At 55.6% G+C, this 24,879-nt stretch carries 21 protein-coding genes; 13 read left to right on the top strand and 8 right to left on the bottom strand.

Features of this window, described 5'->3' with window-relative positions:
* Positions 1-172: 172 nt before the first annotated feature.
* The 3 genes from AC58P5_RS26190 to AC58P5_RS26180 all read right to left on the bottom strand — a co-directional run bounded on the left by AC58P5_RS26190 (position 173) and on the right by AC58P5_RS26180 (position 3,402).
* Positions 173-1,450 carry a GNAT family N-acetyltransferase gene (locus AC58P5_RS26190; protein WP_497391861.1) on the bottom strand — a complete coding sequence of 426 codons (1,278 nt, stop codon included), beginning with the start codon at positions 1,448-1,450 and terminating at the stop codon, positions 173-175.
* Positions 1,451-1,482: 32 nt separating this feature from the next.
* The gene (gene murQ / locus AC58P5_RS26185) at positions 1,483-2,397 is read right to left on the bottom strand and encodes an N-acetylmuramic acid 6-phosphate etherase (protein ID WP_497391859.1); all 915 of its coding nucleotides are present in this window, start codon (positions 2,395-2,397) and stop codon (positions 1,483-1,485) included.
* Between the two features lie 63 nt (positions 2,398-2,460).
* A complete protein-coding gene (locus AC58P5_RS26180) occupies positions 2,461-3,402 on the bottom strand; it encodes an N-acetylglucosamine kinase (RefSeq protein ID WP_497391857.1) in 942 nt (313 codons plus the stop codon).
* 509 nt (positions 3,403-3,911) lie between these two features.
* Here AC58P5_RS26180 and AC58P5_RS26175 point away from each other — a divergent pair.
* The 8 genes from AC58P5_RS26175 (at position 3,912) to AC58P5_RS26140 (ending at position 10,926) form a co-directional block, all read left to right on the top strand.
* Entirely contained in the window at positions 3,912-5,126 is a 1,215-nt protein-coding gene (locus tag AC58P5_RS26175; protein WP_497391855.1) for an exo-beta-N-acetylmuramidase NamZ family protein, read from the top strand.
* Positions 5,116-6,285 carry a serine hydrolase domain-containing protein gene (locus AC58P5_RS26170; RefSeq protein WP_497391853.1) on the top strand — a complete coding sequence of 390 codons (1,170 nt, stop codon included), beginning with the start codon at positions 5,116-5,118 and terminating at the stop codon, positions 6,283-6,285. The genes AC58P5_RS26175 and AC58P5_RS26170 overlap by 11 nt, the downstream gene beginning before the upstream one ends.
* Positions 6,286-6,329: 44 nt before the next feature.
* Positions 6,330-7,034, top strand: a complete 705-nt coding sequence (locus tag AC58P5_RS26165) for a PIG-L deacetylase family protein (RefSeq protein WP_009675323.1) — start codon at positions 6,330-6,332, stop codon at positions 7,032-7,034.
* Between the two features lie 30 nt (positions 7,035-7,064).
* Entirely contained in the window at positions 7,065-7,913 is an 849-nt protein-coding gene (locus tag AC58P5_RS26160) for a MurR/RpiR family transcriptional regulator (protein WP_497391851.1), read from the top strand.
* Positions 7,914-8,305: 392 nt separating this feature from the next.
* A complete protein-coding gene (locus AC58P5_RS26155; RefSeq protein WP_497391849.1) occupies positions 8,306-8,800 on the top strand; it encodes an RNA polymerase sigma factor in 495 nt (164 codons plus the stop codon).
* Positions 8,790-9,377 carry an anti-sigma factor gene (locus tag AC58P5_RS26150; protein WP_497391847.1) on the top strand — a complete coding sequence of 196 codons (588 nt, stop codon included), beginning with the start codon at positions 8,790-8,792 and terminating at the stop codon, positions 9,375-9,377. Before AC58P5_RS26155 ends, AC58P5_RS26150 begins: the two co-directional genes overlap by 11 nt.
* The gene (locus AC58P5_RS26145) at positions 9,374-10,114 is read left to right on the top strand and encodes a YfjL-like protein (protein WP_497391845.1); all 741 of its coding nucleotides are present in this window, start codon (positions 9,374-9,376) and stop codon (positions 10,112-10,114) included. Before AC58P5_RS26150 ends, AC58P5_RS26145 begins: the two co-directional genes overlap by 4 nt.
* Before the next feature lie 200 nt (positions 10,115-10,314).
* Positions 10,315-10,926, top strand: coding sequence for a hypothetical protein (locus tag AC58P5_RS26140; RefSeq protein ID WP_497391843.1), 612 nt, complete (start codon positions 10,315-10,317; stop codon positions 10,924-10,926).
* 212 nt (positions 10,927-11,138) lie between these two features.
* On the opposite strand, the gene AC58P5_RS26135 is transcribed toward AC58P5_RS26140, so the two are convergent.
* The 4 genes from AC58P5_RS26135 to AC58P5_RS26120 form a co-directional block, all read right to left on the bottom strand.
* Positions 11,139-11,807 carry a hypothetical protein gene (locus AC58P5_RS26135; protein ID WP_497391841.1) on the bottom strand — a complete coding sequence of 223 codons (669 nt, stop codon included), beginning with the start codon at positions 11,805-11,807 and terminating at the stop codon, positions 11,139-11,141.
* Between the two features lie 46 nt (positions 11,808-11,853).
* On the bottom strand, positions 11,854-12,717 hold the full coding sequence (locus AC58P5_RS26130) for a carbohydrate ABC transporter permease (protein WP_009675348.1): 864 nt from the start codon (positions 12,715-12,717) through the stop codon (positions 11,854-11,856).
* Between the two features lie 20 nt (positions 12,718-12,737).
* The gene (locus AC58P5_RS26125) at positions 12,738-13,625 is read right to left on the bottom strand and encodes a carbohydrate ABC transporter permease (protein WP_497391839.1); all 888 of its coding nucleotides are present in this window, start codon (positions 13,623-13,625) and stop codon (positions 12,738-12,740) included.
* A 107-nt stretch (positions 13,626-13,732) separates the two neighbouring features.
* A complete protein-coding gene (locus AC58P5_RS26120) occupies positions 13,733-14,986 on the bottom strand; it encodes a sugar ABC transporter substrate-binding protein (RefSeq protein WP_497391837.1) in 1,254 nt (417 codons plus the stop codon).
* A 350-nt stretch (positions 14,987-15,336) separates the two neighbouring features.
* On the opposite strand from AC58P5_RS26120, the gene bglX reads away from it, so the two are divergent.
* From bglX to AC58P5_RS26095, 5 genes are all read left to right on the top strand, one after another.
* Positions 15,337-17,496, top strand: a complete 2,160-nt coding sequence (gene bglX, locus AC58P5_RS26115) for a beta-glucosidase BglX (RefSeq protein ID WP_497391835.1) — start codon at positions 15,337-15,339, stop codon at positions 17,494-17,496.
* Between the two features lie 21 nt (positions 17,497-17,517).
* Positions 17,518-20,913, top strand: coding sequence for a GH36-type glycosyl hydrolase domain-containing protein (locus tag AC58P5_RS26110; RefSeq protein ID WP_497391988.1), 3,396 nt, complete (start codon positions 17,518-17,520; stop codon positions 20,911-20,913).
* A gap of 160 nt (positions 20,914-21,073) precedes the next feature.
* The gene (locus AC58P5_RS26105) at positions 21,074-22,039 is read left to right on the top strand and encodes a LacI family DNA-binding transcriptional regulator (protein WP_497391833.1); all 966 of its coding nucleotides are present in this window, start codon (positions 21,074-21,076) and stop codon (positions 22,037-22,039) included.
* Between the two features lie 157 nt (positions 22,040-22,196).
* The gene (locus AC58P5_RS26100; protein ID WP_497391831.1) at positions 22,197-23,813 is read left to right on the top strand and encodes a copper amine oxidase N-terminal domain-containing protein; all 1,617 of its coding nucleotides are present in this window, start codon (positions 22,197-22,199) and stop codon (positions 23,811-23,813) included.
* A 179-nt stretch (positions 23,814-23,992) separates the two neighbouring features.
* Complete coding sequence (locus AC58P5_RS26095; protein ID WP_497391829.1) at positions 23,993-24,571, top strand: TetR/AcrR family transcriptional regulator; 579 nt, start codon at positions 23,993-23,995, stop codon at positions 24,569-24,571.
* Positions 24,572-24,680: 109 nt separating this feature from the next.
* Here AC58P5_RS26095 and AC58P5_RS26090 read toward each other — a convergent pair.
* Positions 24,681-24,879 (bottom strand): hypothetical protein (locus AC58P5_RS26090; protein WP_497391827.1); only part of this gene is annotated, 199 nt, incomplete at its 5' end.

The following is a 24,879-nucleotide window of genomic DNA, read 5'->3' as shown; positions in this document are numbered from 1 at the left end:
AGTTTTGTACAAGAGTCAGATGTTTGTACGGTTTATGCCGACATCCTAGTGGGAACGGAAAAAAAGCGCCAGCCCGTTAAGGGTTGACGCTCTTTTTATAGGCTGCACACTATCGTAGGTCCCGCCCGGTTCGGCTGAAAGCCGGTATCGCCGGGAACACGATATGTGCGCGTCAGATGTAATTGAGGCCGGAGGTTGACGGAAACGGAACAGGGAACAGACCTGTCAGCGTCTCGCGCCACTGTGCTGGTGTCCCTTCGGGAAGGACCGGCGTCGCATTCGCGCCCGCTGCCTCTTCCGGCAGTATGAACGGACTGTCGAACAGAAGCGCGATCCACGCGTCCGCATCCAGCTCCAGGTCATCCAGGCCCGGATAGGACAACCGGATGCCGCGTTCGGCCGCGCCGGAGCTCGCTTCCAGCTGAGCCGCCTTTTCCGGCTGTAGCGCAGCCAGGTACGGTTTCAGCCGCTGGAAAAGGCGGGCCGCATCGGGCACGTACACGGTGCCCAGAATCTGCTCGTCCGCGAACGGAGCATGCTTCTGCAGCAGAGCGGCCAGTCCCGCATCGTGCCGGGAAGCCAGCACGTCCAGCTTTTCCGGTGCCGCGGTTTCCAGCGCATACGCGAGCAGAGCGGCTACGGCCGAAGGCTCTCCCGCCCACTCGATGGCGAACGGCGCCATCTTCGGCCGGAGGCTTCCCGGAAGCGCGGCGACCAGGAACGCGGCGGGAACGCCGCCGCGTTCCGCAACGTAGACGCGGTGCCCCAGCTTCACGCATCTCGCGTAAGCCTGCGCGTCAATGAGCACAGCCAGATCCCACTGGCTCTGCTCGAAGGCGACTTCGCGGGAAGCGGCCAGCTTGGCCAGAGCGGGCAGATCGCTGTGCGCCCATTCCCGGCAGAGGAACGGCTCGGCCGTGTCCGTACCGCCGGAGGCGCCGGCGCCGGTCTGCGAAGCCGTGCCGGCCGCGCTTACGACGGCTTGCGCCGCAACCGCGCCAGCGGCTGCTTCGCGCAGCGCCGGGGCCATTTCCGGCGTAAGCGTGTAGCGCCGGATCGTCCCGAACGTGCGGCAGCCTGCGCGCGTGTACAGGCTTCTCGTGCCGGACACGAGGATCAGGTCGCCGTCCGATGCGGCGACCTGATCCTTCACGGCATCGAGCAGCTTGCCGGCAACCCCGTGGCCCCGTGCTTCCGGGGCCGTGCAGACCGCGCCGACGGAGAACACGTTCAGGTGCGAAGCGCCGATCCGGACGGTGGATGGGAGCAGTCCCATAAAAGCCGTCAGGCGGCCGTTTTCTCCATAAGCACCGAACGAGGAAGAAGTGACGGCAGAGAACAAATAAGGGAAGCCGGCGGCCATGGATACCTGCTCGCCGTCCCGGAAAATCGAGTCGGCAAGCGCCGCGGCTTCGGTCATTTCATCAGGTTTCACTAAGCGTACATTCATGTGCATGCAACCTTTCGCTGAGAAATAAACGCTTATGAGGCGCTTTCGGACGATTCAACCGCCATGCGGACTTTGCCGCCGGTTTCCTGTAGTCTGCGTGAAGCTTCTTCATAGGACATTTTGGCCAGAATCATGACGATGGCGGTTTTGACGTGTCCTTGCGATTCCGTGTAAGCCCGGGAAATTTCTTCGCTGTCCGCGCCCGTTGCCATTGAAATCAGGCGTTTCGCGCGTTCGACCAGCTTGTAATTGGAAGGCTGAACGTCCACCATCAGATTATCATAAACTTTGCCGAGCCGTACCATCGAGGCGGTCGTGAGCATGTTTAGCACCATTTTCTGGGCGGTGCCCGCCTTCATGCGGGTAGACCCGAGCACAACCTCCGGACCGACAACGGGCTCTATGGCCAGATCGGCGATGGCCGCCATCGGGGTGTCGTGGTTGTTGCATAAGGCGATGACTTTCGCCCCATGTTCGCGTGCGCGTTTCATGGCACCGATCACATAAGGCGTTCTGCCGCTTGCCGCAATGCCGATAACGACATCTTTGGAGCTGACGCCGCAGGTATCTGCATCGTCGCGTCCGAGTTGTTCACTGTCCTCGGCTCCCTCGACGGCTTTCAGAATCGCAGCGGGTCCCCCTGCAATGATTCCCTGAATCAGTTTGGGATCGGTTCCGTAAGTGGGCGGACATTCGGACGCGTCGAGAATTCCCAGCCTTCCGCTTGTTCCCGCCCCGAAGTAAAAGAGCCTGCCGTTTGCGGACAGCCGCTGCGTGATCCAATCAACGGCTTCGGCGACGGCCGGAAGCACCTGCCGGACCGTTTCCGCGACGGTTAAATCCTCCTGGTTGATCAGCGTGACAATATCCAGGGCCGATCTCTGGTCGAGCTGGCGGGTCCGGGGATTTTGCTGCTCGGTCGTGAGACTGTGTATATTTTCTTTCATAAGGTACCTCCGGTAGTTAAAAAGGGATATAAGGCAGTCGCGCCCGTCTGCATGGCCTGCTGCCTACTTCGCCCCCCGGGAGACCGCAAGCTCCCTGGCGTAGTCGGCGGCGCCTGCAGAGGAGCGGCGACCGGACAAGACGACGTCCGATAAATCGTCTTCCTGCGATACGTTCACCCGGAAGGTATCGTAGAAGAGCGGGCAGTGCGCGAAAATCGACCCGGCCGCGCCGATTTTCAGGCCGTTAAGCTCAGGATAGCGATTTCGGAGCGCAACGACGAGGTCGGCGAGATCTTCTGCTGAGCGCACGATGATTTGCCGGGCGAGGGTATCTCCCGCTGCCGCAGCACGGACAGCGAGCTCCGCGTGTTCGGCGATTTGCGCCTTCTGAACGCCTGGCTGATAAACGATTCCGCGCAGCTCCGAAGCGTCCCGGATGCCGTGTTTTTGCAGGACGGCTTCTGTAAGCGCAGTCGCGGGAAGGACGCCGTCGTAGCTTTTCATGACGGTTTGAAGAACGGAGAGCCCGATGTCGTAGCCGCTGCCTTGATCGCCGAGCAGATGTCCCCAGCCTCCGGTTCGGTACTTGTTCCCTTCGGAATCGAAGGCGTAAATAATGGAGCCGGTGCCCGCAATGGCGATGATGCCGGTGCTGGAGCCGAGGGCGGCTTTCAGCGCGATTTCGGCGTCGTTTTTAATCAGAAGAGCAATACCTTCGTAAGCACTTCCCGTAAGCGTTTGAGTCAGATACCGCTCCATCGTGCTCCGCTCCTCGGCGGTGTCCACTCCGGCAAGGCCGGCGCAAACGGCCAGGCATCTGTGTCCCGGAAGAGCTTCCCTGACCGTGGTGAGAAGCCGGCCGAGCTCCGCCGATGCGGTTGCGAAAGTAACGGCGTGGGGATTGCCCGGACCGCCCGTCCAGGTGCCGAGCTCTGCGCCGTTCAAGTCGATTGCGAGGGCTTCGGTTTTGGTGCCGCCGCCGTCAAGGCCGATGACATAATCCATGGGAGTCACCTTTTCTTCCGTTATTTTTGTAGAAAGTGAAAGAATGCCAGCATGATGTATAGAACGTAGGCCGATTGCCTGCCGCGGCCGGAGCCGGGCGGGTTCGGGATTTTCGATTTTGATAATCGACTGAAATGCGAAAGTAGGATAAAGAAGTTTCCGGCCGTTGAAGAAGACGCGGAAACAGGAGAAAAAAAGGGGGAATGAAGTTGAAGTCCCTGACAATAGTATAGCGGAAGCACAAGAAGATTGTAAAATAAAAGTTTATATATTTTTAAAATTTCTGAAATAAAATTTTGATCAAAAAGAGATCGGTTTGGAACTTTCAAACGCCGTAAATCGCTCTGTAATTAAGGGGAAATTCTTAAAAAATGAAAGGGAACAAAATTTTATATCATAAAAAATAATTGAAATAAAATTTCGCAAACGATATAATAGCACATAGAAAGCGGTTACAGATAATTGAAAAAAATCATTCGATTTTATTATCGACAAGGGAGGGTAACCTCATGCAAGGGAAGGTGAAAACGGGAGCCGACCGGTTTCCGGAAGTGGCGCCCGCGCTGCTCAAAGGCCGTAAATTCGGCTTGCTGACGAATCCGACGGGGATCAATCGTGATTTTCAGTCGACCATTAAGGTTTGCGCCTCATTGGAAGAAGCGGAGCTCGGCGCTCTGTTCGCTTGCGAGCACGGTATCCGCGGGGAGCGTCAGGCAGGTGTCCGGTTCGAGGATGAAACCGATCCGGAGCTCGGGATTCCGGTTTACAGCCTGTACGGCAAGCATAAAAAACCGACGGCCGGCATGCTATCGGGGCTTCAGGCGATGGTTTTCGACATCCAGGATCTCGGCGTCCGATTCTACACGTATCTCAGCACGCTGATCTATACCATCGAAGCCTGCGCAGAAGCCGGCGTCCGCGTGATTGTGCTGGACCGGCCCAATCCGCTGGGCGGGCTTGAGTGGGAAGGCGGCCTGCTGGACGAAAGCCTGCTGTCGATGGTAGGCGCGTGGAGAATGCCCGCCCGTACCGGCATGACCATCGGCGAATTCGCTCTGCTTGCGGCCGATCAGATGGAGACGCCCTGCGAACTGTATGTCGTCAAGCTGGAAGGCTGGGAGCGGAAAATGGAATATTCCGATACCGGGCTTCCGTGGCTCCCGCCGTCCCCGAACATGCCGACCATGGATACGGTCCGGATTTACGCGGGACATTGTCTGTTCGAAGGAACGAACCTGTCGGAAGGACGCGGTACGACCAAACCTTTCGAGCAGGTGGGAGCGCCCTGGCTGAAGGCGGAGGAAACCTGCCGCGAGCTGAATGCGCTGAATCTTCCCGGAGTCCGGTTCCACCCGGTCACGTTCACGCCGACCTTCTCGAAACATGCCGGTCAGCTGTGCAACGGTGTGATGACGTTCGTTACGGACCCTGGCGTGTACAAATCGGCCGTTACCGGCCTTCACTTGTTGAGTACGATCCAGAAGCTTCATCCGGGTGAATTCGAATGGCTAGCTCCCTTCAAAGAAGGCCAGTCCACCTTCATCGATCTGCTGAGCGGCAGCGACCGGATCCGCCTGACTCTGCACGAGCCCGGCGCTCCGGAAGCGATCATCGCTTCCTGGGAACGCGACGGGAAAGAGTGGGCCGGCATCCGCAGCAAGTATCTGCTCTATGGAGAAGAAGGGGCGGCTTCCGCCGCTGAGGTCCGCGGCAATGGAGTATGAGGCGGCCGCATCCGGGGCTTCGGCACTGGGCCTGTCGCCGGAAGGGGTAATAGCCGCCTGCCGGGCTGTTGACCGCGAGATCGCGGCAGGGGTTACTCCTGGAGCGGTGCTGGCCGTCGTACGCGGAGACGAGGAACTCGTATACGCGGCGGGGGCTGCCTATCCGGACGGTCCTGATCCGGCGCCGGTACATGCCGGCACACTGTACGACTGCGCCTCGCTCACCAAGGTGACTGTAACGCTGCCTCTGGTGCTCGGGCTCATTGACGAGGGCAGGCTGACCCTGAATACACCGGTGGCTTCCCGGCTGCCGGAGTTTGCAAGCGGCGGCAAAGAAGAAGTCACGGTAGGCCAGCTTCTGACGCATACGTCGGGGCTGCCGCCGCTCGTCAATCTGCACGCGTCTCATCTGACGCGGGAAGAGATGTGGCAGACGGTGTACCGCACACCGCTGCAGGCCAAACCCGGCACGCGGATGGTATACAGCGATGTCGGCTACATGACGCTCGGCCGCATAGCCGAGGAGATGCTGGGCATGCCGCTGAACGAGGCGGCGCGTGACAAAATCTTCGGGCCGCTGGGCATGGACAGCGCCTTGTTCTGTCCGCCTGCGGAGCGGGCGGCGGACATCGCGGCGACGGAGTACGACGCCTCCGCCGGAGTCCGCCTGCACGGCGTCGTCCACGACGAGAACGCCCGTGCGCTCGGCGGTGTAAGCGGCCACGCCGGGCTGTTCGCAGCGGCCAGCGATCTGGTCCGCTATGCCCGCATGTGGCTGGGTTGCGGGCTCGTTCCCGCCCCGGCCGGGGCGCCGGACGACGCGGCGGGAGCGGAAGCTCCCCGGCGGCGCATCCTCTCGCGGGCGGCGGCCCTTGCCTCCGTGCGCGGCCGCACGGAGAACATCCCCGGCGCGAGCCGCGGCCTCGGCTGGGCGCTCAAGGGCGACCCGCTGGATGCCTCGGGTGACTGGATGGGCCCGCGCAGCTTCGGCCACACGGGTTTCACGGGCACCAGCCTGTGGCTGGACCCCGAGCGGGATCTGGCCGTCGTGCTGCTGACCAACCGGGTCTATTACGGACGCGGCGGAACGGTGGCGGCGCTTCGCGCTTGCGTGCATAACGCGATCACGGGAGCTGTCGTGACGAATGAGAGATTTTGACTGGACGGTAAACCGAGTAATCCAACCCAAAGGAGCGATTTGACATGACAGAGCAAAAGCATCACATTTTGGCGATCGGCGGCCACGCGGGTGACTTGGATTTGACGGCGGGCGCCGTTATCGCAAAATATACGCAGGCCGGCCATAAAGCCACCTTCCTGCACCTGACGCCCGGAGAGAAGGGGCATCCCCGTCTGACGCCGGAAGAGTATGCGAAGCAGAAAATCGAGGAAGCCCACAAATTCGCCGACATCGTCGGAGCCGACGTTAAGTTTCTGGCCTATAAAGACGCCGAGCTGCCCGTCGACGAAGAAGTGAAATACCAGGTGGCGGACGTGATCCGCGAAGTGAAACCGGATATCATTCTCACCCACTGGAAAGGCAGCATTCATAAAGACCACGCGAATACGCATTATATTGTCAATGATGCGCGTTTTTACGCCGGATTGAAGACGATTGAGCGCGAGCTTCCGTCCCATTACGCCAACCATCTGTACTATGCCGACAACTGGGAAGATCCGTACGATTTCAACCCTGAAATTTTTATTGACATTCCCGATGAAGCATACGAGACTTGGGTTAAAGCGATGAATGTGTATGCCTACGCTCGCGGTGAAACTTACGGATTTCCGTTCATCGAATACTATAAAGCGTTGACGATCGTGCGCGGCGCACCGGCTAACTTCAAGCGGGCTCAGGCGTTCGCGGTACCGACGGGCGCGCTTTCGAAACGCGTACAATTTTTCTAAAGCGCGGCACGCAGGCAAAGGAGAGGAATTATGAACGGAGGATTAGTCAGGCTGCGCGAGATTCTGGACGATATCACGCCATCGGAACGCAAGGTGGCGGAATTTGTGCTCAGTCATCCGCATCGAATGCTGGAAATGTCCGTTGCGCAATTAGCGGCCGAAAGCGGCGGCAGCCAGGCGGCGATTATCCGTTTGTGCAAGTCGATGGGCGTGAAAGGCTACCCGGAGCTGAAGCTCAAAGTAGCCGGTGACTTGAACCAGAGCGAGGAAAGATACGAGTACCGGGAAATTCGTCCGAACGATTCCATCGACCGGATTATCCATACGGTATCGGCCAACAATATCCAGTCCATCCGCGATACCGTGACCATTCTCGATGCGGATACGGTCAAAAGTGCGGTCGAGGCTCTCAGCCGGGCGAAACGGACGTACTTCTACGGCCTAGGCGCCTCGAATCTGATCGCTCAGGATGCCCAGCACAAGTTTTTGCGGATCAACAAGACGAGCTACTCGTTTACCGATCCGCATCTTGACTTGACATCCGCCGTGATGCTGAACGAGGACGATGTGGCGGTCGGCATTTCTTATTCCGGCGAAACGGATCATGTCATTGAATGTTTGAAAGAAGCGCGTCTATGCGGGGCAAAAACGATTTCCATCACGAAATACGGCAACAATTCGGTCAGCTCGCATGCGGATTATCCGCTCTACACCTCTTCGACGGAGAACGAAATCCGCAGCGGAGCCATGTCTTCAAGGATGACGCAGCTGAATGTCATTGATATTTTGTATCTGGGCGTAGCCAGCCAGGAGTACGAAGATTCCGTGCGCTATCTGGAAAAAAGCCGCGATATTATCCGGCGCATGACCGGCCGCTGAATGCCGGCGGCCGCGGCATCGGCGGAGTGAATCTCGCGGAGGGCGGCTGCAAGCGGTCGGCGGCTGACTGCCCGTCACACGGTGCGATCCCCCGAAGCCGGTTCCGCTCGCGTTGCGCATAGCGCATAGCGCGGCAAAACGCCGGCGGACCGCCAAAAATCCTCTTGATGAACGATGAAAGCTTCACGCTTCATCGGACCTCAGGGGGATTTTTATTTTGCCTTGTGCCCCCGGAACCGGATCGGATTATCGGATTCGGACCCCGGGGCTTTTTTTTGCGCAAAAATGAAAATAAATTCCGGAATCCTGTAACGAAATGACGCTGTCTGGTACAAATAAGAAGAACGACATAAGCATGCCCGTCGGATGAGGCTTCGGATAAGGGAGGGCGCATGGGGCTTGAAGAGCTTTACAGAGAGATTCAACCAAACATGTACGCATTTTTCTATGTAAAAACGCAAAGCAGAGAGGCGGCCGAAGACCTGACCCAGGAAGTGTTCTACGAGGCGGTCAAAGGGCACGGCTCCTTCCGGGGAGATTCGACCGTCCGGACCTGGCTCTTCGGAATCGCAAAGCATAAGCTGAGCAAATACTACCGGTCCAAAAAATACGGGCAGGAGCTGACGGCGAAGCTTGCGGCGGAAAGCCGCGAATCCGTCACGCCGGAGAAGCAGGTGCTGGACCGCGAGGACCGCGATATTTTGCTGGAACGGATTTTCCGGCTGGATGAGGTTTCCCAGGAAATCGTCACGCTGCGCATGGTTGCCGAGTTGTCTTTCCGGGAGATCGGACAGATGATCGGCGCGACGGAAAACAGCGTCCGGGTAAGATTCCACCGGATCAAGCTCCAACTGCACAAAGAGCTGGAGGGATATTATGAACGATAAAAATACGGTGCGGCATATCATTGAAGATCTGCTTCCGCTTTATGAGGAAGGCCTGCTGAGCGAAGAAACGGCCAGGTGGCTGGAATCGGAGACCGCGGGTGACGCCGATTACGCAAAGCTCGTCCGCCTGTCGGCACAAAGCCTGCCCAAGCCGGAGCTGCCGGAGCCGGCCGAGGATTATGCGAAGATGATGGCGAAGATCAACCGGAAGCTGTCTTTGTATCAGCTGTTGTTTATGGCGATTTCGTTCGTGCTGGCGATCCGCACGTCGCTGCTTAACGAAAGCTTCGAGTTTGTTTTGTGGTACGCCGTGCTCGGTTTTGTAACGTACCTGTTTTATAAGCAGATAAAAATCGTGTTCTTTCTATCGTTTGCGCCTGTTTTTCTATGGTCCATAGGAGACAGTATTTATGAGATCGTAAACGGTTCGGGGGACGGGGGAATGGGCATGTTTGTCTTTTCGCCTTTATTGGCAGCTGTTGTGACAGCCTCCATTCACTGCTTGTTTGCTTTTATCGGGAGCTTGATGGGACTGTTGGTAGTTAAGATCAGAAAAACGGGGGAAGAATCCGAATGAAGACACGGAAGAAGAGAAAGAGTCTATACATCGCCCTGCTGGTGCTGCTTGCCTTGTTTGTCGGTTCGCTGTATAACTCGCTGAACGGGAATCCGCTCAGCAAATGGCTGGCCGGACGGGAGTTGCAGCACTTCCTGGCGGAGCGTTATCCGGAGAAACGGCTGAGAATTGAGAAAGGGTTTTATAACTTCAAATTCAAGAATTACGAGTACCGGGTGAAGGAAATCGGAGCGGAAGCGAACAAAGGGGAGCCGCCGGAATACGAATTTTCCGTAGGAGGCTGGATTCCCCAGGTGAAGGTGGACGGCATCCGGTCCGCCAACCTCGATATGGCTTTGATGATGCGGCTGAGCGGGGAAGCGGAGGCGGAGCTTCAGGCCGCTTTTGTGCGGCGGGTTCCTGCGGTCAGGGAGGTTACCGTCCAATTGGAGATCGTCAAAGGACAACTGGCGGAGAATGCCGCCTGGACCCCGTCCCTGAAGCTGGATGAGCCGCTGTACATCCACGTGGTGACGGATGCGGCGGGCGCTTCCAAAGAGCAGGTTGCCGAAGCGGCGGGTGAGATCGCGGCCGTTCTGGATGCCGGAGGGTACGATTACGGACGCGTCACGATTAACGCGAACCTGATGGACGACAAGGGGGAGAAACAAAAGAACACCTACGTAAAATATGTGGCGCGCTTCGATAAAGGCGGCGAAAAGGTGAGCGCGAAGGACGTGGAGGAAGTGACGAAATAGGACTGCCAAGGTGAAGGGGCAGCCTGCCGGTCATACCGATTTGGCTTTCGTTAGACAAGGGGAACCCCCAAAAAGCAAGAACGGTCAAAACTCATCCTGCCTGTCCTGGTATACTGATTTCATCCGATATGATCCGGTTATAGTTTGAGGGGGAATGAAGCATGTTAAGTGCAGCGTTAGGAACGGCAGGGGCTTTTTTTGTGAGTTTGATTCGCGGGGAGATACCCGCCGGTGCTTTGATTTGGATAGGGGCGGCCGTTGTGTTGGTCATGATGTGCGAGCTGGCGGAAGGCTGGAAAAAAGGAAGGCTGCAGGGAGCAGAACCGAATCCGCTTACGGAGACCGCAAAGGCGGCAGGGATCGCTCTTCTGTCGGTAGGGGTCTTGCTGGGCAAGTTCCTGTTTGTCGGGGCCATCTTGGCCAAATCGTTTCCGGTGCTGGGCTTGCCCGAATCCAAAGAAGCTCTCGCCTGGTACGGTTCCGTATCGATCGGAATCACGGTGCTTCTAAGCCCTCTGATCAAGAGGGCGGTGTATGGGGAGGAAGCCGTTCTCCGGATAAGCTGCGGACTGCTGAACGCTCTGTTGACGGCGGCCGGTACGGCCTGGTTGAGCGCGATGTTTCACGCTCCTGTTCAACTGCCTCTTCAAGGGCATGCGGTGATCGGGCTGCTCATGACGCTTGCGATGTACGTCCTCCTGCTGCTGGAGCGGGAAATGAAGCAGAAAGATGAGAAGCAGGAAGAGCAGGAGACAGTACAGAATCGCAGCAGAAGTGGTTCGGGCATCTCTGTTCGTAAAAGCTCCATGTAAGAGAGCTGGCGAAGGAGTTTGGACACGCAGTGTTGACCTTCCGATCCGGCAAGTAAGGGTAAGAAAGCCGATCCGTTAACCGTCTTAATTAAAAAAGAAAAAAGGCCAGTATCGCGGGCATAAGTTCCCTGGTATCGGCCTTTTTTTGTCGGTTAATGTCATCAGAAGCCGTCTTCTACTGCTCTGAAGCTGCAGCGGTCCGTAACGATTCACTATCCTCTGCGGTAAATGACTTTGCCGGTAGCGTCAACGCCTTGAACCTCTTTGATCCCGACTGTGCTGTCCATGTTGATCTGTAAAAAAGTTCTTTTGTCCTTATCCAGTTTAAGATGGAACAAATGATTATTAAAATCGGTCAGTTTCATTTCAATTATTTGATCATTAGTGCAATAACCCGCCATGACGAAGTAGGGTCTTTTTGCTTCTCCTGCCGTTTCTCCGCCCATCTGAAAATTGGTTATCTCCATGTCTGTAATTGAGCGGGCTGTTTCCGTACGGATAATTCTCCATGTTTGATCCTTAAACGTGAGATAGGACAGCCCTTCGTAAAGTTCATTGTTCTTTATAAAAAAGAAATAAACAAACGTATCTTCGCCTTCGTGCTGAATCTCTTGAGGTTCCAATTCTGCAAGGGTGATCCCTTCGCTTTTTTCCACTTCCTGTTTTAAAAGAAGAGTGAGTTCGTTCTCTTCTATCCTCTTTTCAATTTTAAGAGGTTGCTTCTCTTCAGTTGAACAGGATATGACCAATAAAAAGAGGGATAAGATGCTCCATTTAATTAATTTCATTTGTGCTCTCGCTTTCCGATAAAGAGTCACATCTAATTGTACATCACCCATACAGAAAATGGAAAAACAAAAAGCCGGTACTGTTCCCAGCACCGGCTATATCCTCGAACCTATGTGTTTACAATTCCAATCGCACCGCTTATTTCATCCCCGAAATCGAATAGTTGTCGATGATGTACTTCTGGAAGATCGCGAAGATGATCAGAATCGGCACGACCATAAAGGCCGAACCGGCCATCTGCAAGGCGAAGTTGCTGTCATACTGGCCTTTCAGCAGCGACAAGCCGACGGACAGCGTGTACAGCTTCTCGTCGTTGGCGATAATGAGCGGCCAGAGGAAGCTGTTCCAGCCCGCGATAAAGGTCAGGATCGCCTGCACCGACAGGATCGGCTTGGAGATCGGCAGCACGATCTGAGCGAAGGTGCGCAGCTCGCTGGCGCCGTCGAGCCGGGTCGCTTCCAGCAGTTCGTCCGGAATCGTGGACATGAACTGGCGGAACAGGAAGACGCCGAAAGCTCCGACGAGGCCGGGCAGCACGACGCCGACCAGCGTGTTCGTCAGCTCGATGGAGTTCAGGATCAGGTACACGGGAATCATCGTGACCTGTCCGGGGATCATCATCGTGGCGAGCACGAGGTAGAAAAGGCCCTCGCGTCCCTTGAAGCGGTATTTGGCGAAGCCGAAGCCCGCCATCGCGTTCAGAAACAGGCCGACGAAGGAAAACAGCACGACGATCAGGGTGTTTTTCAGGTAGACGCCGAAGTTCATTCGTTCGAACAGGTTTTTGAAATTTTCCATCGTAAACGTCTCGGGAAACAGGGTGGGCGGGATACGCAGCACTTCACTTTCCGGTTTGAACGCCGACAGAATCATCCAAACGAACGGAATGAGGAAGACGATGCCGCCCAAGGCCAGCAGGACAAACACGAGACCTTGGAAAAAGGGGCTTGATCCCGATGTCCCTGCGCCAGCCGGACGTAATTTTGCAGCTTTTGCAGCCATAAGCTTTTCCTCCGTTCTTTTTACATGTCCGTATCTTTATTCTGAAGCCGGAATTGAATGAGCGTAATAATAATGATGGCGACGAACAGGATAAACGAACCTGCCGCGGCGTAACCGAAGTTGCTCAGCTTGAAGCCGTTGTTGTAAATGAACAGAGCCACGGACGTAGTGCCGTCCAGCGGTCCGCCTTGCGTCATGACGAACGGCTCTTCGAAAAATTGCAGCCAGCCGATCATGGTCGTGATGGACACGAAGAAAATGGCGAAACGCAGCATGGGAACCGTAATATGGGTCATTTGCTTCCATGTGCTGGCACCGTCGAGCTGTGCGGCTTCGTAGTACGTTTTCGGAATGCCCTGGAGAGCGGCGACGAAAATAATCATGTTCAGACCTACGGCCCGCCACAAGGCGAGGAGGATCAGAGAGATTTTCGCGATCAGAGGATCGGTCAGCCACGGAACCTTATCGAAACCGGCCGATTCCAGCACGTAGTTGAACAGACCGAACGCCGGGTTGTACAAATAGCTCCAGACGACAGCTACCGCGACTACGTTGGTAACGGAAGGGAGGTAGTAAATGACCCGGAATACTTTGAAAACACGGGAGGCTCCGTAATTGATCAGCAGCGCGATCCCAAGCGATAGAATAACGACGCACGGAACCCCGATGATCACGTAAAAAAGCGTGTTCGTAATCGATTTAATAAAAATCGGGTCCTGCAGGACACTGATATAGTTTTTGAAGCCGATGAAACTGATGTTGGAGTAATCGGCCAGACCTGCGAGATCCATATCGGTGAAACTGATAATAAGCGCAATAAAGATCGGCAGCAGCGAGAAAACCGTAAGCAGGATCAGAGTCGGCGCAATAAAAAAGTACGGTGCTTTGCTGTTGCTGAAGCCCTTCATCTCATGTCCCTTCTTTCACTGTCGTCCAGCCCGGAAAAGGATGGACCGTTAATAGCCGACCGGCCCCTGCGGGCCGGTCAGCTTCGGGTTATTTTCCGTCCGTGCGGTTACTTGTTCAAAATTTGCTGGGCCTGCTTGTTGAAAGCATCCAGCTCCGGCTTTACTTCCGCCTGACCGCGGTAGATGCGTTCGAAGCTTTTCAGATAGGCCTGGGCGATTTCTTCCCAAGGTTTGATCATCGGCATCGGCTCGGAAGCCTTCATCTGCTCGCCGATCACTTTATAGTTCGGATCTTCCTTCAGAACAGGGTCTTCCCAAGCTTTCTTGGCTGCAGGCATCGACTGTGTCATTTCGAGCCATTTCAGCTGGGTTTCCGGCTTGCTCATATAGGCAAGGAATTTCATCGCTTCTTCTTTATGCTCCGTATGCTGGAAAACCGACAAGTTGGAACCGCCCAGCGCGGAAATGTTGTTCTCCTTCTTCGGAAGGACCGCCGTAGCCCACTTGCCTTTCAGCTCGGGAGCCTTGTCGTTAATGAGCTTAACCATCCACGGGCCGCTGATGAACATCGGCACGATGCCGTCGCCGCTCAAGCCCTGTATAGCGTCGATGCCTAGATCTTTCGGCGCCGAGCCGTTCTTGAAGAAGCTGTTGAGATAATCCACGGCTTCAACGAACTGCGGCTGATCGAACAAAGGCTGCTTGCCGTCCAGCAGCTTGGAGCCGTTCTGACGGGCGAACATGAAGGTCAGGGACTGCTCTTTCGGATCGAGCGAGATGCCGTATTTGCCGCTGCCGCGTTTGGCCAGCTTTTGGGCCGCGTCCTGAAGCTCTTCCCACGTTTTCGGCGCCTCGTTATAGCCCGCCTCTTTAAGAAGGTCCGTGCGGTAGTAGAGGACACGGGTGTCGATGTACCACGGTACGCCTACCGTTTTATCTTCATATTGGGTCGTTTGGATCGAACCCGGATAGAAGTTGTCTTCTTTGATTTCGGGATATTTGTCCGTCATCGGTTTGAGGTCCATCAAAGCGCCTGCCGCCGCGAATTCCGGAATCCAGGTCGTTCCCATTTGCAGAACGTCCGGACCTTTCTTGGAAGCGACCGCCGTCAGCAGTTTATCGTGAGCCGAAGCCCAAGGCAGCGCCTGCACGTTGATCTTGATATTCGGATTATCCTTCTCGAACTGCTCGGCGATCTTCGGCAGGGATTTCGCTTCTTCTCCCATTCCCCATACATTCAGCGTCACCTTTCCTCCGGATTCTCCGCTGCCTTTATCGCTGCCGCTTCCTCCGCAACCCGAAAGAACGCTTGTCAAAAGAACCGTAGCCGCAATTCCTGCCGCCCAATTTTTCCGTTTCATACTGTTTGCCTCCCGTAGGAATCCCTATTATTGTGGTAGTTTACCCTTAATCGTAAAAGGTTAAATGCTGGTTGAAAAGCAATCGAAACGTTTCGAAATCATTATAAAACAACCTGGAACCGTATTCAAGTTCTATTTTCAAAAACCGTAAACCGCTTACATAACACTATTTCTTTGACAAATTCCGTTTGACTTCATTAGAAAAGGAGGGTTATAATTCAAATCAAACAAAATCGAAACGTTTCACTTGCCATTCCATGTAAGTATTTTACGGAGTGCATCGGCACTCGGGCCCACCGAGATTTCTATAAGAAAAAGCAAGACAAAAACCTGCGCGAGGAGGCGGCGGAATGACGGAACAAGAGCTGCTGGCTAGGATAAAGGAAATGACGCTGGAGGAAAAAATCGCTCAGCTGCTGCAGCTGGCGGGTCCTTTTTTTGAGGGGGCGGACGGGCAGATTACCGGTCCCATGGCATCCATGGGCATTACCGGCGAGATGACGGCCCATGCGGGCTCTGTCCTGGGCGTAGCCGGTGCCGGGCAGGTCAAGGCCGTTCAGAGCGCTCACCTGCACGGCAGACCGACCGCGATTCCGCTGCTGTTTATGGCGGACGTCGTGCACGGATACCGGACGATCTTCCCGGTACCGCTGGCGACCGGCTGCTCGTGGGATATGGAGCTGGCCGAGAAAAGCGCGGAAATCGCGGCAAGAGAAGCCGCCGTATCCGGCGTGCACGTGACCTTCGCCCCGATGGCCGACCTGGTGCGCGATCCCCGCTGGGGACGTGTGATGGAGTCGACGGGCGAAGATCCGTACCTGAACGGGGAATACGCGCGGGCTTTCGTGCGCGGATTCCAGGGCGCGGACCTGACCGGTGACAAGGAGCGTGTGGCGGCCTGCGTCAAGCATTTCGCCGCATACGGCGCGGGAGAAGGCGGCCGCGACTACAACACGGTGGACATGTCGGAACGCCAGCTCCGGGAGCAGTACCTGCCGGCTTACAAGGCCGCTCTGGAGGAAGGCTGCGAGATGGTCATGACGTCCTTCAATACCGTGGACGGCATTCCGGCCAGCGGCAACAAACGCCTCATGCGCGACCTGCTGCGCGGGGAATGGAACTTCGAAGGCGTCCTGATCTCCGACTGGGGAGCCGTCAAGGAACTCATTCCGCACGGAACCGCAGCGGATGAAGCCGAAGCCGCCCGCCGGGCGATCGAGGCGGGCGTCGATATCGAGATGATGACCGCGTGCTACGTGCATCATCTCCCGGCGCTTGTCGCTGCGGGCGAAGTCGATGAAGCGCTCATCGACGAAGGCGTGCTCCGCATCCTGCGGCTTAAACAGAAGCTCGGCTTGTTCGACGATCCGTACCGCGGTGCGGATGAAGAGCGCGAGCGGGAAGTGGTGCTCTGCGAAGAACACCGCAGCGCGGCAAGAGAACTGGCGCAGAAGTCGTGCGTTCTGCTCAAGAACGAAGGCGTCCTGCCGCTGAAGCCGGACCGCAGCATCGCCCTGATCGGCCCGTTCGCCAAGAGCGGCGACATCCTCGGGCCGTGGTCGTGGCTCGGCTCGCAGGACGAAGCGGTGCCGCTGGCCGCAGGCCTTGCGGCGCACACCGATCCGTCCCGGATCGCCGTTGCGGGAGGCTGCGGCATCGACAGCGGCACGCCGGAGCAAACCGCGGCCGCGCTGGAAGCGGCGCGTGGCGCCGATGTGATCGTGCTGGCGCTGGGCGAGCACTCCGGGATGAGCGGCGAGGCGTGCAGCCGCGGAGATATCCGGCTGCCGGAAGCGCAGCTGAGGCTTGTCGCCGAGCTGCGGACGCTCGGCAAGCCGATGGCGGCCGTGCTGTTCAACGGCCGGCCGCTCGACCTGCACGGCCTGTTCGATCAAGCGGACGCCGTGCTGGAAGCCTGGTTCCCGGGCACCGAAGGCGGTGCGGCGGTCGCCGATCTGCTCTTCGGCCGGGCGAACCCGTCGGGACGGCTGTCCATGAGCTTCCCGCACAGCGTCGGGCAGATCCCGGTTTATTACAATCACTTTAATACGGGACGGCCCAAGGATGCGCAGGACGCCCAGGAACATTACGTTTCCAAATATCTGGATATTCCCAATGAGCCTCTGCTTCCTTTCGGGTTCGGTTTAAGCTACACGACCTTTGCTTACGAAACTCCTACACTGGACTCGGCAATCATGACGGCGGAGAAGCCGCTGACGGTACGGGTGAACGTGACCAATACGGGAGAAACCGCAGGAGAAGAAGTCGTCCAGCTGTATATACGTGACATGGCAGGCGAGGTTGTCCGTCCGGTCAAGGAATTGAAGGCGTACCGGAAATTATTCCTGAAGCCGGGCGAAACGGCCGAGGTTCAGTTCGACTTGACCGAAGAACAGCTCCGTTACCATCATTCCGACCTGAGTTTTGCAAGCGATCCGGGAGAGTTTGCCGTCTTCGTCGGCCCGAACAGCCGTGATACCGCAGAGCTCCGGTTCCGACTAACGAAGTAAAGAAAGCGAGTGAACATCGTCATGACCCAGTTGAAGGATCGGTCGTTACAACTGAAATCGGGCAGCCTGCAATTTTCCTTCTTGAACAGCGGGGATATTGCGGAAGTTGTCTCCGGTTCGACCCTGATCAACCAGTGGATCGGAAATCCGCTGGACGGCTCCATGAACAACCTGTATCTGCGTCTGCATCGTGAAGAAGGCATTCAGGCATTTCCCCTGCTTGGAGTCCGCTCTGCCAGCCTTATAAGCCGGAAGGGCTCCGGCATAGTTTGGAACGGAGAAGTTGAAGGCATTTCCTACGAAGTAACGTTTACGCTGACTCCGCAAAATATCTGGTTTTGGGACGTGAAACTGACGGGAGGCGCCGGTGATACCCCGGTTGATATCCTGTACGGCCAGGATCTCGGTCTCGCGGATAAAGGAGCGGTACGGAGCAACGAAGCGTACATGTCCCAATATATCGACCACAGTGTTTTCCAAGACGAAAAACGCGGGTATGTCGTCTGTTCCAGACAGAACCAGCCGCAGGGCGGCGCTTTTCCGTATGTGCAGCAGGGATCGCTGACGGGAGCGGAAGGATACTCCACCGACGGCTTCCAATTTTACGGGCTTTCCTATAAAGAAACGGACCGGCCGGAAGCTTTAACCCGTCCTCATCTGGCTAACGAGATTTACCAGTACGAGTTTGCCTACACGGCGCTGCAATCCGGCCGGGTCATTCCGGGAGCGGAGCCGGTCCGGTTTGTTTTTTACGGACTGTTCAAAGAGAACCATCCCGAAGCCGTTGCCGCTCTTGAGTTCGGTGCGGAAGTTTCCGCCGCCTGGGAGCAGGCCGAGACTTTGAACGCGGGTACCGGCGGCGATAGCGGCAGCGTAAGCGACTCCAAAGCTCTGGAGCCGGTGCGTTTGGCGGGCGATATCGGAGCGCCGCTCACCGGATTGACGATGACTGCGGATGAAGTGGCCGGGTATTTTCCCGATCGTCGTCTGGAAGAATCGCTGGAGGGCGAGCTGCTTTCCTTTTTCACGGAGACAAACGAGCATGTCGTGCTGAAAGCCAAGGAGCTCCGCGTCGAGCGTCCGCACGGCCATATTCTGATGAGCGGGGATAACGCCCGTCTCCAGGAATCCGTTTTGACATCAACCGCTTACATGTACGGCTTGTTCAATTCCCAGCTGACCGTGGGCAATACGTCGTTTAACAAAATGCTGACGAACGCCCGCAGCGCCCTCAACGTCTCCAAAACATCGGGGCAGCGCATTTATATCGAAACCGGAGGGAAATACCGTCTGCTGACGATGCCGTCGCTGTTCGAAATCGGGTTCAACTATACCCGCTGGTTTTATAAACTGGCCGATGACACGGTCATCGTAACCGGCTTTACGGCGGCGGATGCGCCGGAAATTCGTCTCCAGCTCCGTTCCGTCCGGGGCAAAACCTACCGTTACCTGGTGACCCATCAGGTTTCGATGAATAACAATGAATATGAAACTCCGTTTCATCTCTCGGTACAAGAAGACGGCCAAACGCTCGTGTTCACGGCGGATGGGGCCTCGGACAGTGCCCAGGTGTGGCCGGATCTTACCTATCGCATGCAGGTCACGGGAGCTTCGCTCCGGTTGACGGACGAAACGCGTCTTGCGCCGAAGGCAGAGGCGGGTTCCGCTTCCCTGGCCGTGCTGGAACTGGGGGAAAGCTCCTCCTGGAGCATGGCCGTTCAAGGTCTGCTGCGCGGGGAAGAGACGCCGTTCACGGATCGGGAAGCGGATCTGGAAGCGGAGCGTTACCGTGCGTTCCTTGGCTCTGTCATGAACGGCTTCCAACTGTACCGGGCTGGCGGCGAGAACGATCCGGAGCTCGCGAAAATGAACGTGCTGGCCTGGTGGTACACCCACAATATGCTCGTTCATTACTCCGTTCCGCACGGCCTGGAACAGTACGGCGGAGCCGCCTGGGGAACGCGTGACGTATGCCAGGGACCGTCCGAATATTTCCTGGCGACGGGGAAATACGGCGAAGTCCGGGACATTCTCCGGACGGTGTTCTCGCATCAATTCGAAGACGACGGCAGCTGGCCGCAGTGGTTCATGTTCGACCGGTATTCCCGCATTCAGCAGGAAGAAAGTCACGGGGACGTCATTGTCTGGCCTCTGAAGGTGCTCGCCGATTATTTGAGCGCCACCGGGGATTACTCCGTCCTGGACGAGCAGCTTCCGTATACGCGGCGCCACGGAGGGAACTTTACGGAAGAGACCGCTTCCCTGCTGGAGCATGCCGTCAAGGAAATCGGCTACATCCGCAGCCATTTCCTGCACGACACCCATCTGTCCTCCTACGGGGACGGAGACTGGGACGACACCCTTCAGCCGGCTAACGCCCAGCTGAAGCAGTTTATGGCCAGCTCCTGGACCGTATCGCTGACCTACCAGGTCTTCCGCCAGCTGTCTGCCGTACTGGCGGACAGCCACAATGCGCTGGCGGCGGAGCTGCGCGGCATGGCGGACGGCATCCAGGCCGATTACATGCGCTATATGCTGCCGTCCGAAACGTCCGTGATCCCCGGCTTCTTGTACATGGAGGAGCCCGGCAAAGCCGAGAAGATGCTCCATCCGGAAGATACGAAGACGGGGATCACTTACCGGCTGCTGCCGATGACGCGCAGCATGATCAGCGAGCTGCTGACGCCAGAGCAGGCGGAAGCCCATTACCGCCTTATCAAAGCGGAAATGTACTGTCCGGACGGCGTCCGGCTCATGAACCGGCCCGCGAATTACGCGGGGGGCGTCAGCACGAACTTCAAGCGTGCGGAACAGGCCGCGAACTTCGGCCGTGAAGTCGGCCTCCAGTACGTGCATGCCCATATCCGCTTCGTCGAAGCGATGGCGAAGCTGGGCAAGACCGGCGAAGTATGGCGCGGGCTCCAGATGATCAATCCCGTCCGTCTGCAGGACGTGGTACCGAATGCGGAGCTTCGTCAGAGCAACGCGTACTTCAGCAGCTCCGACGGGAAGTTCCACACCCGCTACGAGGCGCAGGAGCGCTTTAATGAGCTGCGCGACGGCAGCGTGCCGGTCAAAGGAGGCTGGAGAATTTACTCCAGCGGCCCGGGAATTTACATGAACCAGCTCATCTCGAACGGTCTCGGCATCCGGATGGACGCCGGAAGTCTCGTCGTGGACCCCGTTCTGGGCGAGGAGCTGGACGGTCTCTGCTTCCGGTTCCGCATTTTGGAACGGCCGGTTACTTTCGTGTACCATCTGAGCGGCCGTGAAGTTTCCCGCGTCACGATAAACGGCCGGGAAGCGGCTGCCGAGAGACTGCACAACCGTTACCGGACGGGGGGACTCCGTCTGAGCGGGGAGCAGTTGGAAAGCCTGACGGCGGAAGACCCGAACGTGATCGAGATTTATAGCTAGAGGCAGGGCGAAAGGCGATCTTCACGGATCGCCCTTTTGCATCTCTTTTACCGGTTCATTTAATGGTATAGTAAATAAATAGAAGCGTGAGTACGGAGTGTGAGCAGGCTAAACGAGACCAGAGAAGACAGCGAATGCGACAAGGTTAGGAGCGAGAATAGTGGTAAGCATTAAAGATATCGCAAAAAAAGCCGGCGTGTCCATTTCGACGGTATCTTACGCGCTGAACGGCAGCCCCAAGGTAACCGATGAGACGTGCGCCCGGATTTTGGCGATCGCCAAGGAACTGAACTACACCCCGAATGCGGCAGCCCGTACGCTAAAAAAGCGGGAAAGTAAAATTATCGGCGTTTTTCTGACCGATTTCAGCGGACCTTTCTACGGACATCTTTTGCAGGGAATCAAGGAGTATTTAAACGGGCACGATTACGAGCTTATCGTCTGCAGCGGGACCCAATCCCACCGCTTCCTGCCGGAACGGATGATCGACGGGGCCATAATTCTGGATGCCGCTTTTACCAACGAAGAACTGCTACAGCATGCGGACCGGGGGCATAAAATCGTCGTGCTCGACCGCGAGCTGATTCACCCGAACATCAATCAGGTGCTTCTGGACAACAAGGCGGGGGCCAATCTAGCTGCCGATTACGTCCTGGAAAAAGGGCATCGTAAGCTGTATGTAATATCGGGGCCGCAAGATTCTTACGATTCCGACAAGCGCTTACATGCCGTCCGGCAAACCGTAGGGCGCTACAAGGATGTGGATTGTATCGAGCTGTCGGGCAACTTCGATAAACAATCGGGGGAGAAAGCCGCACGGCGCATTATGGACGAGTATACGGAGCCGGCCGCCGTTCTTTGTCTCAATGACGAGATGGCGGTCGGTATCTATAACACCGTGGCGGAATCGGACTACCGCATCGGCGAGCACATCCATATTATCGGCTTCGATAATATCGAGTTGTCGGCTTACGTAAGCCCGAGGCTGGCAACGATCGACTATTCCAAGCACAAGTGGGGCGCGCTGGCGGCGGAACAGCTTTTGAAGCTGATTGCCGGAGAGACGGTCGAGCATGAACGGATCTACGTTACGCTGGTGAAGGGCGAATCGGTGGGGAATGTGTAAGCTTGGCTGCTGCGAATATAAACAAGAAAGGTCCGATAAGATTCGGGATCTTTCTTGTTTTTTTGTGGTGAAATAAGACTTATAAAGCTCAAATTAGGTAGATACAGGAAGGAACAAAAATATTATACTAATAATAATACAAATCAGGAGGAAATATATGCTAATAAGAAAGTTATTAAAGCTATCCCTATTATTATTTGGAGTAACTATATGTTTTCAATACCAGGGTCATGCGTCGGCGGAGTCTGCGGAGACGAACCGGATTATTACGCTGACGATTGGGAATCCGCAAGCGGATGTTGACGGGCAGAAAACTGTTATGCCTGCAGCGCCTGTATTGATTAAAGATACCAGCATGGTTCCGTTTCGGTTTCTCGGAGAACTGCTGGGAGCCGAAGTGACTTGGGAAAATTCCACACAGACGGTTACACTTAAAGGTAACGATCGCACCGTCACGTTGTCGGTCGGACACCCCGAAGCCGACGTAAACGGAGTTCCGACGGTTCTGGACCAGCCGGCTGCAATCGTAAATGAGACAACTCTGGTGCCTCTGCGCTTTATCGCCGAGAGTTTGAACCGCAACGTTGCTTACGACAATGTTTCCAAGGTGATCACTATCGTACCTAAAGAAGAGACTAAACCGGTTCCTCCAGTCCCTGAAAAAGAAGCTCCAAAGAAAAAACTGGAGCATCCGACCGTCGATAATCTCTCTCTTAAGATAGGGAAATCTTATACAAAGATATGTATTAAATTTTTAGAGTGCAAGAGTGCCAAAACACGCTTTGTATCCAGCTTTGTGACCGATTCTAACGACGATATTTATATGATTGACTACGATGCGAAACGCCAAATCAAGCACGAGTATGTTATCTCCAAGTATAACCAAAAGACGGGAGATAACAGAAAGTTGGAACAAGTGTTGAATTTAAACGAAAAGTTTGATATCGAGTATTTGGATAAAAAAAATCAGGTTCAAAGTCTGTCCTATAGAGATCTGGCGCCCGAGAAAATTTTTTACGATGAGAAGCGCGACAAACTGTATATGTTGGCCAGTGTAGATAAGAAAGATATTAAAATAGTTATTTATGAAGTTCTTCCCGAGGTAAAATTGATTACTTATAATGCCGATGAAACCTTGTTCGACGAAGAAAATGACATCATGACAACGTTGGATGGCGTAAACTTAATCTTCAGTAATACATTCTTTGGAAGTATTTATTCGGTAGAAGCGGGAAAAGAACGATCTCTAAAAGCGGTTATAGCAGCTGAAAAGAAGCCCAAGCTTGTTTCGCTCATTAAGGACAACAAGATTTATTTAATGGATTACGTAAATAAAACCATTCATATGCTGCGGGAAGACGGACGTCTTATCGAGGTTGCCAAAATAAAGATGGAGAAGATCGGTGCAGCCGCCTCCAAAGGCGAATTTTTTTATGCGGCTGATATAAAGGGATTCTATAAAATCGATGTCACCGGTAAAGTCGAGGATTACGTGAAATTAAGCGAGCTTCGATACAATAGTGGCTTGTATGAGCCTAAAACCAAAACCTACGATCGTCTCGCGACGAGTAACTTTAATTTTGAGGATTTGCCTTATACTCCGTTTGGCCCGCGTGGACCGGGTGGGGAGGTTGCTGTGGGAACTTTAGAAATGGAATTTTTCGATGATTCTATTCCTGTAGACTTTGCCATAGACAGTCAAGGCAATATTATTATTCATGACAATGGACACAAATTGCTTAGGCGCATCAATGTATTTGGAACGGAACAATAATTTCGAGCAGCCTGCCGTTACATGCGGGGCGATCGGTTCTTTAAGATAGGGGCCGATCGTCTTTTTGTTTGCTGATAAATCAGTTTTGATTTTTTCGATGGCTGCGTCCGGGCTTTCCAGCGGGGTTTGTCTGTCTAACCGCACGGTGATAAGATAGGGGGAGGAAGGGGAAGAGGGTTATGGCGAGACAACGGGCGTTTACTAAATCGGAGCTGCTGGACGCGACCGAGCGCTTACTGATGGAGCGCGGGTACGACGGTTTTCACCTGAAAGCCTTGTCCGAAACGCTGTCGGGCGCAAGAAGCACCATCTACGAATATTACGCCAACAAGGAAGAGATAGTCGCGGCCTGCATGCGCAGAACGATGGAGCAGACAATCGAGGCCTGCGAAGGGATCGAGCATCTCGAACCGGTAGCGGCCATAAAAAAAGTGCTGCTTATTTTTCTGGAGCTGTCGAACTTCCATACGCTGATGCTGGCGGCCCCCAAAATCGATGAAAGTGCCTCGGACAAAGCGAAACGGGATCTCGAATTTTTAAATGAAGGCCATGCGGATTTGAAAAAAAAGCTGACCGCACTGTTCCAAAAGGCTCAGGAAGCGGGCGCGCTGCGGGCGGATATTCCTCTTCCGGTGATCACGGCGGTTTTTTTCCATGCGATCGATACGCCGAATTGGCTGAATGTGCCGACCGAGGAATGGGCGGACATGCTTTTTGGCCTCTGGTGGAACGGCGGAGGGATTTCCCCGAATAAATGAACCGGGGTGCCGTATATTGGAACCGCGGAGTTCCGGTAGGCACCTTTTCCATAAGTTAAATCTGACAAATGTGTCGGAATGTGGTGTCGGTCACTAAAGCTGACCTGGCTCACGCTGCCGGCCGGCGACACCTGCCGGACCATAAAAAAAGCCATCTTTCCGGCTGCCCTGAGGCCGCCGGAGGATGGCTTTTTTTACTGACGCCGCTGACGCCGCTGACGCCGCTGACGCCGCTGACGCCGCTGACGCCGCTGACGCCGCTGACGCCGCTGACGCCGCTGACGCCGCTGACGCCGCTGACGCCGCTG

It is taken from the genome of Paenibacillus sp. JT31N7, assembly GCF_059692095.1.
The sequence above is the reverse complement of the archived record's forward strand: the minus strand, read 5'-3'. Positions and strand labels throughout refer to the sequence as shown.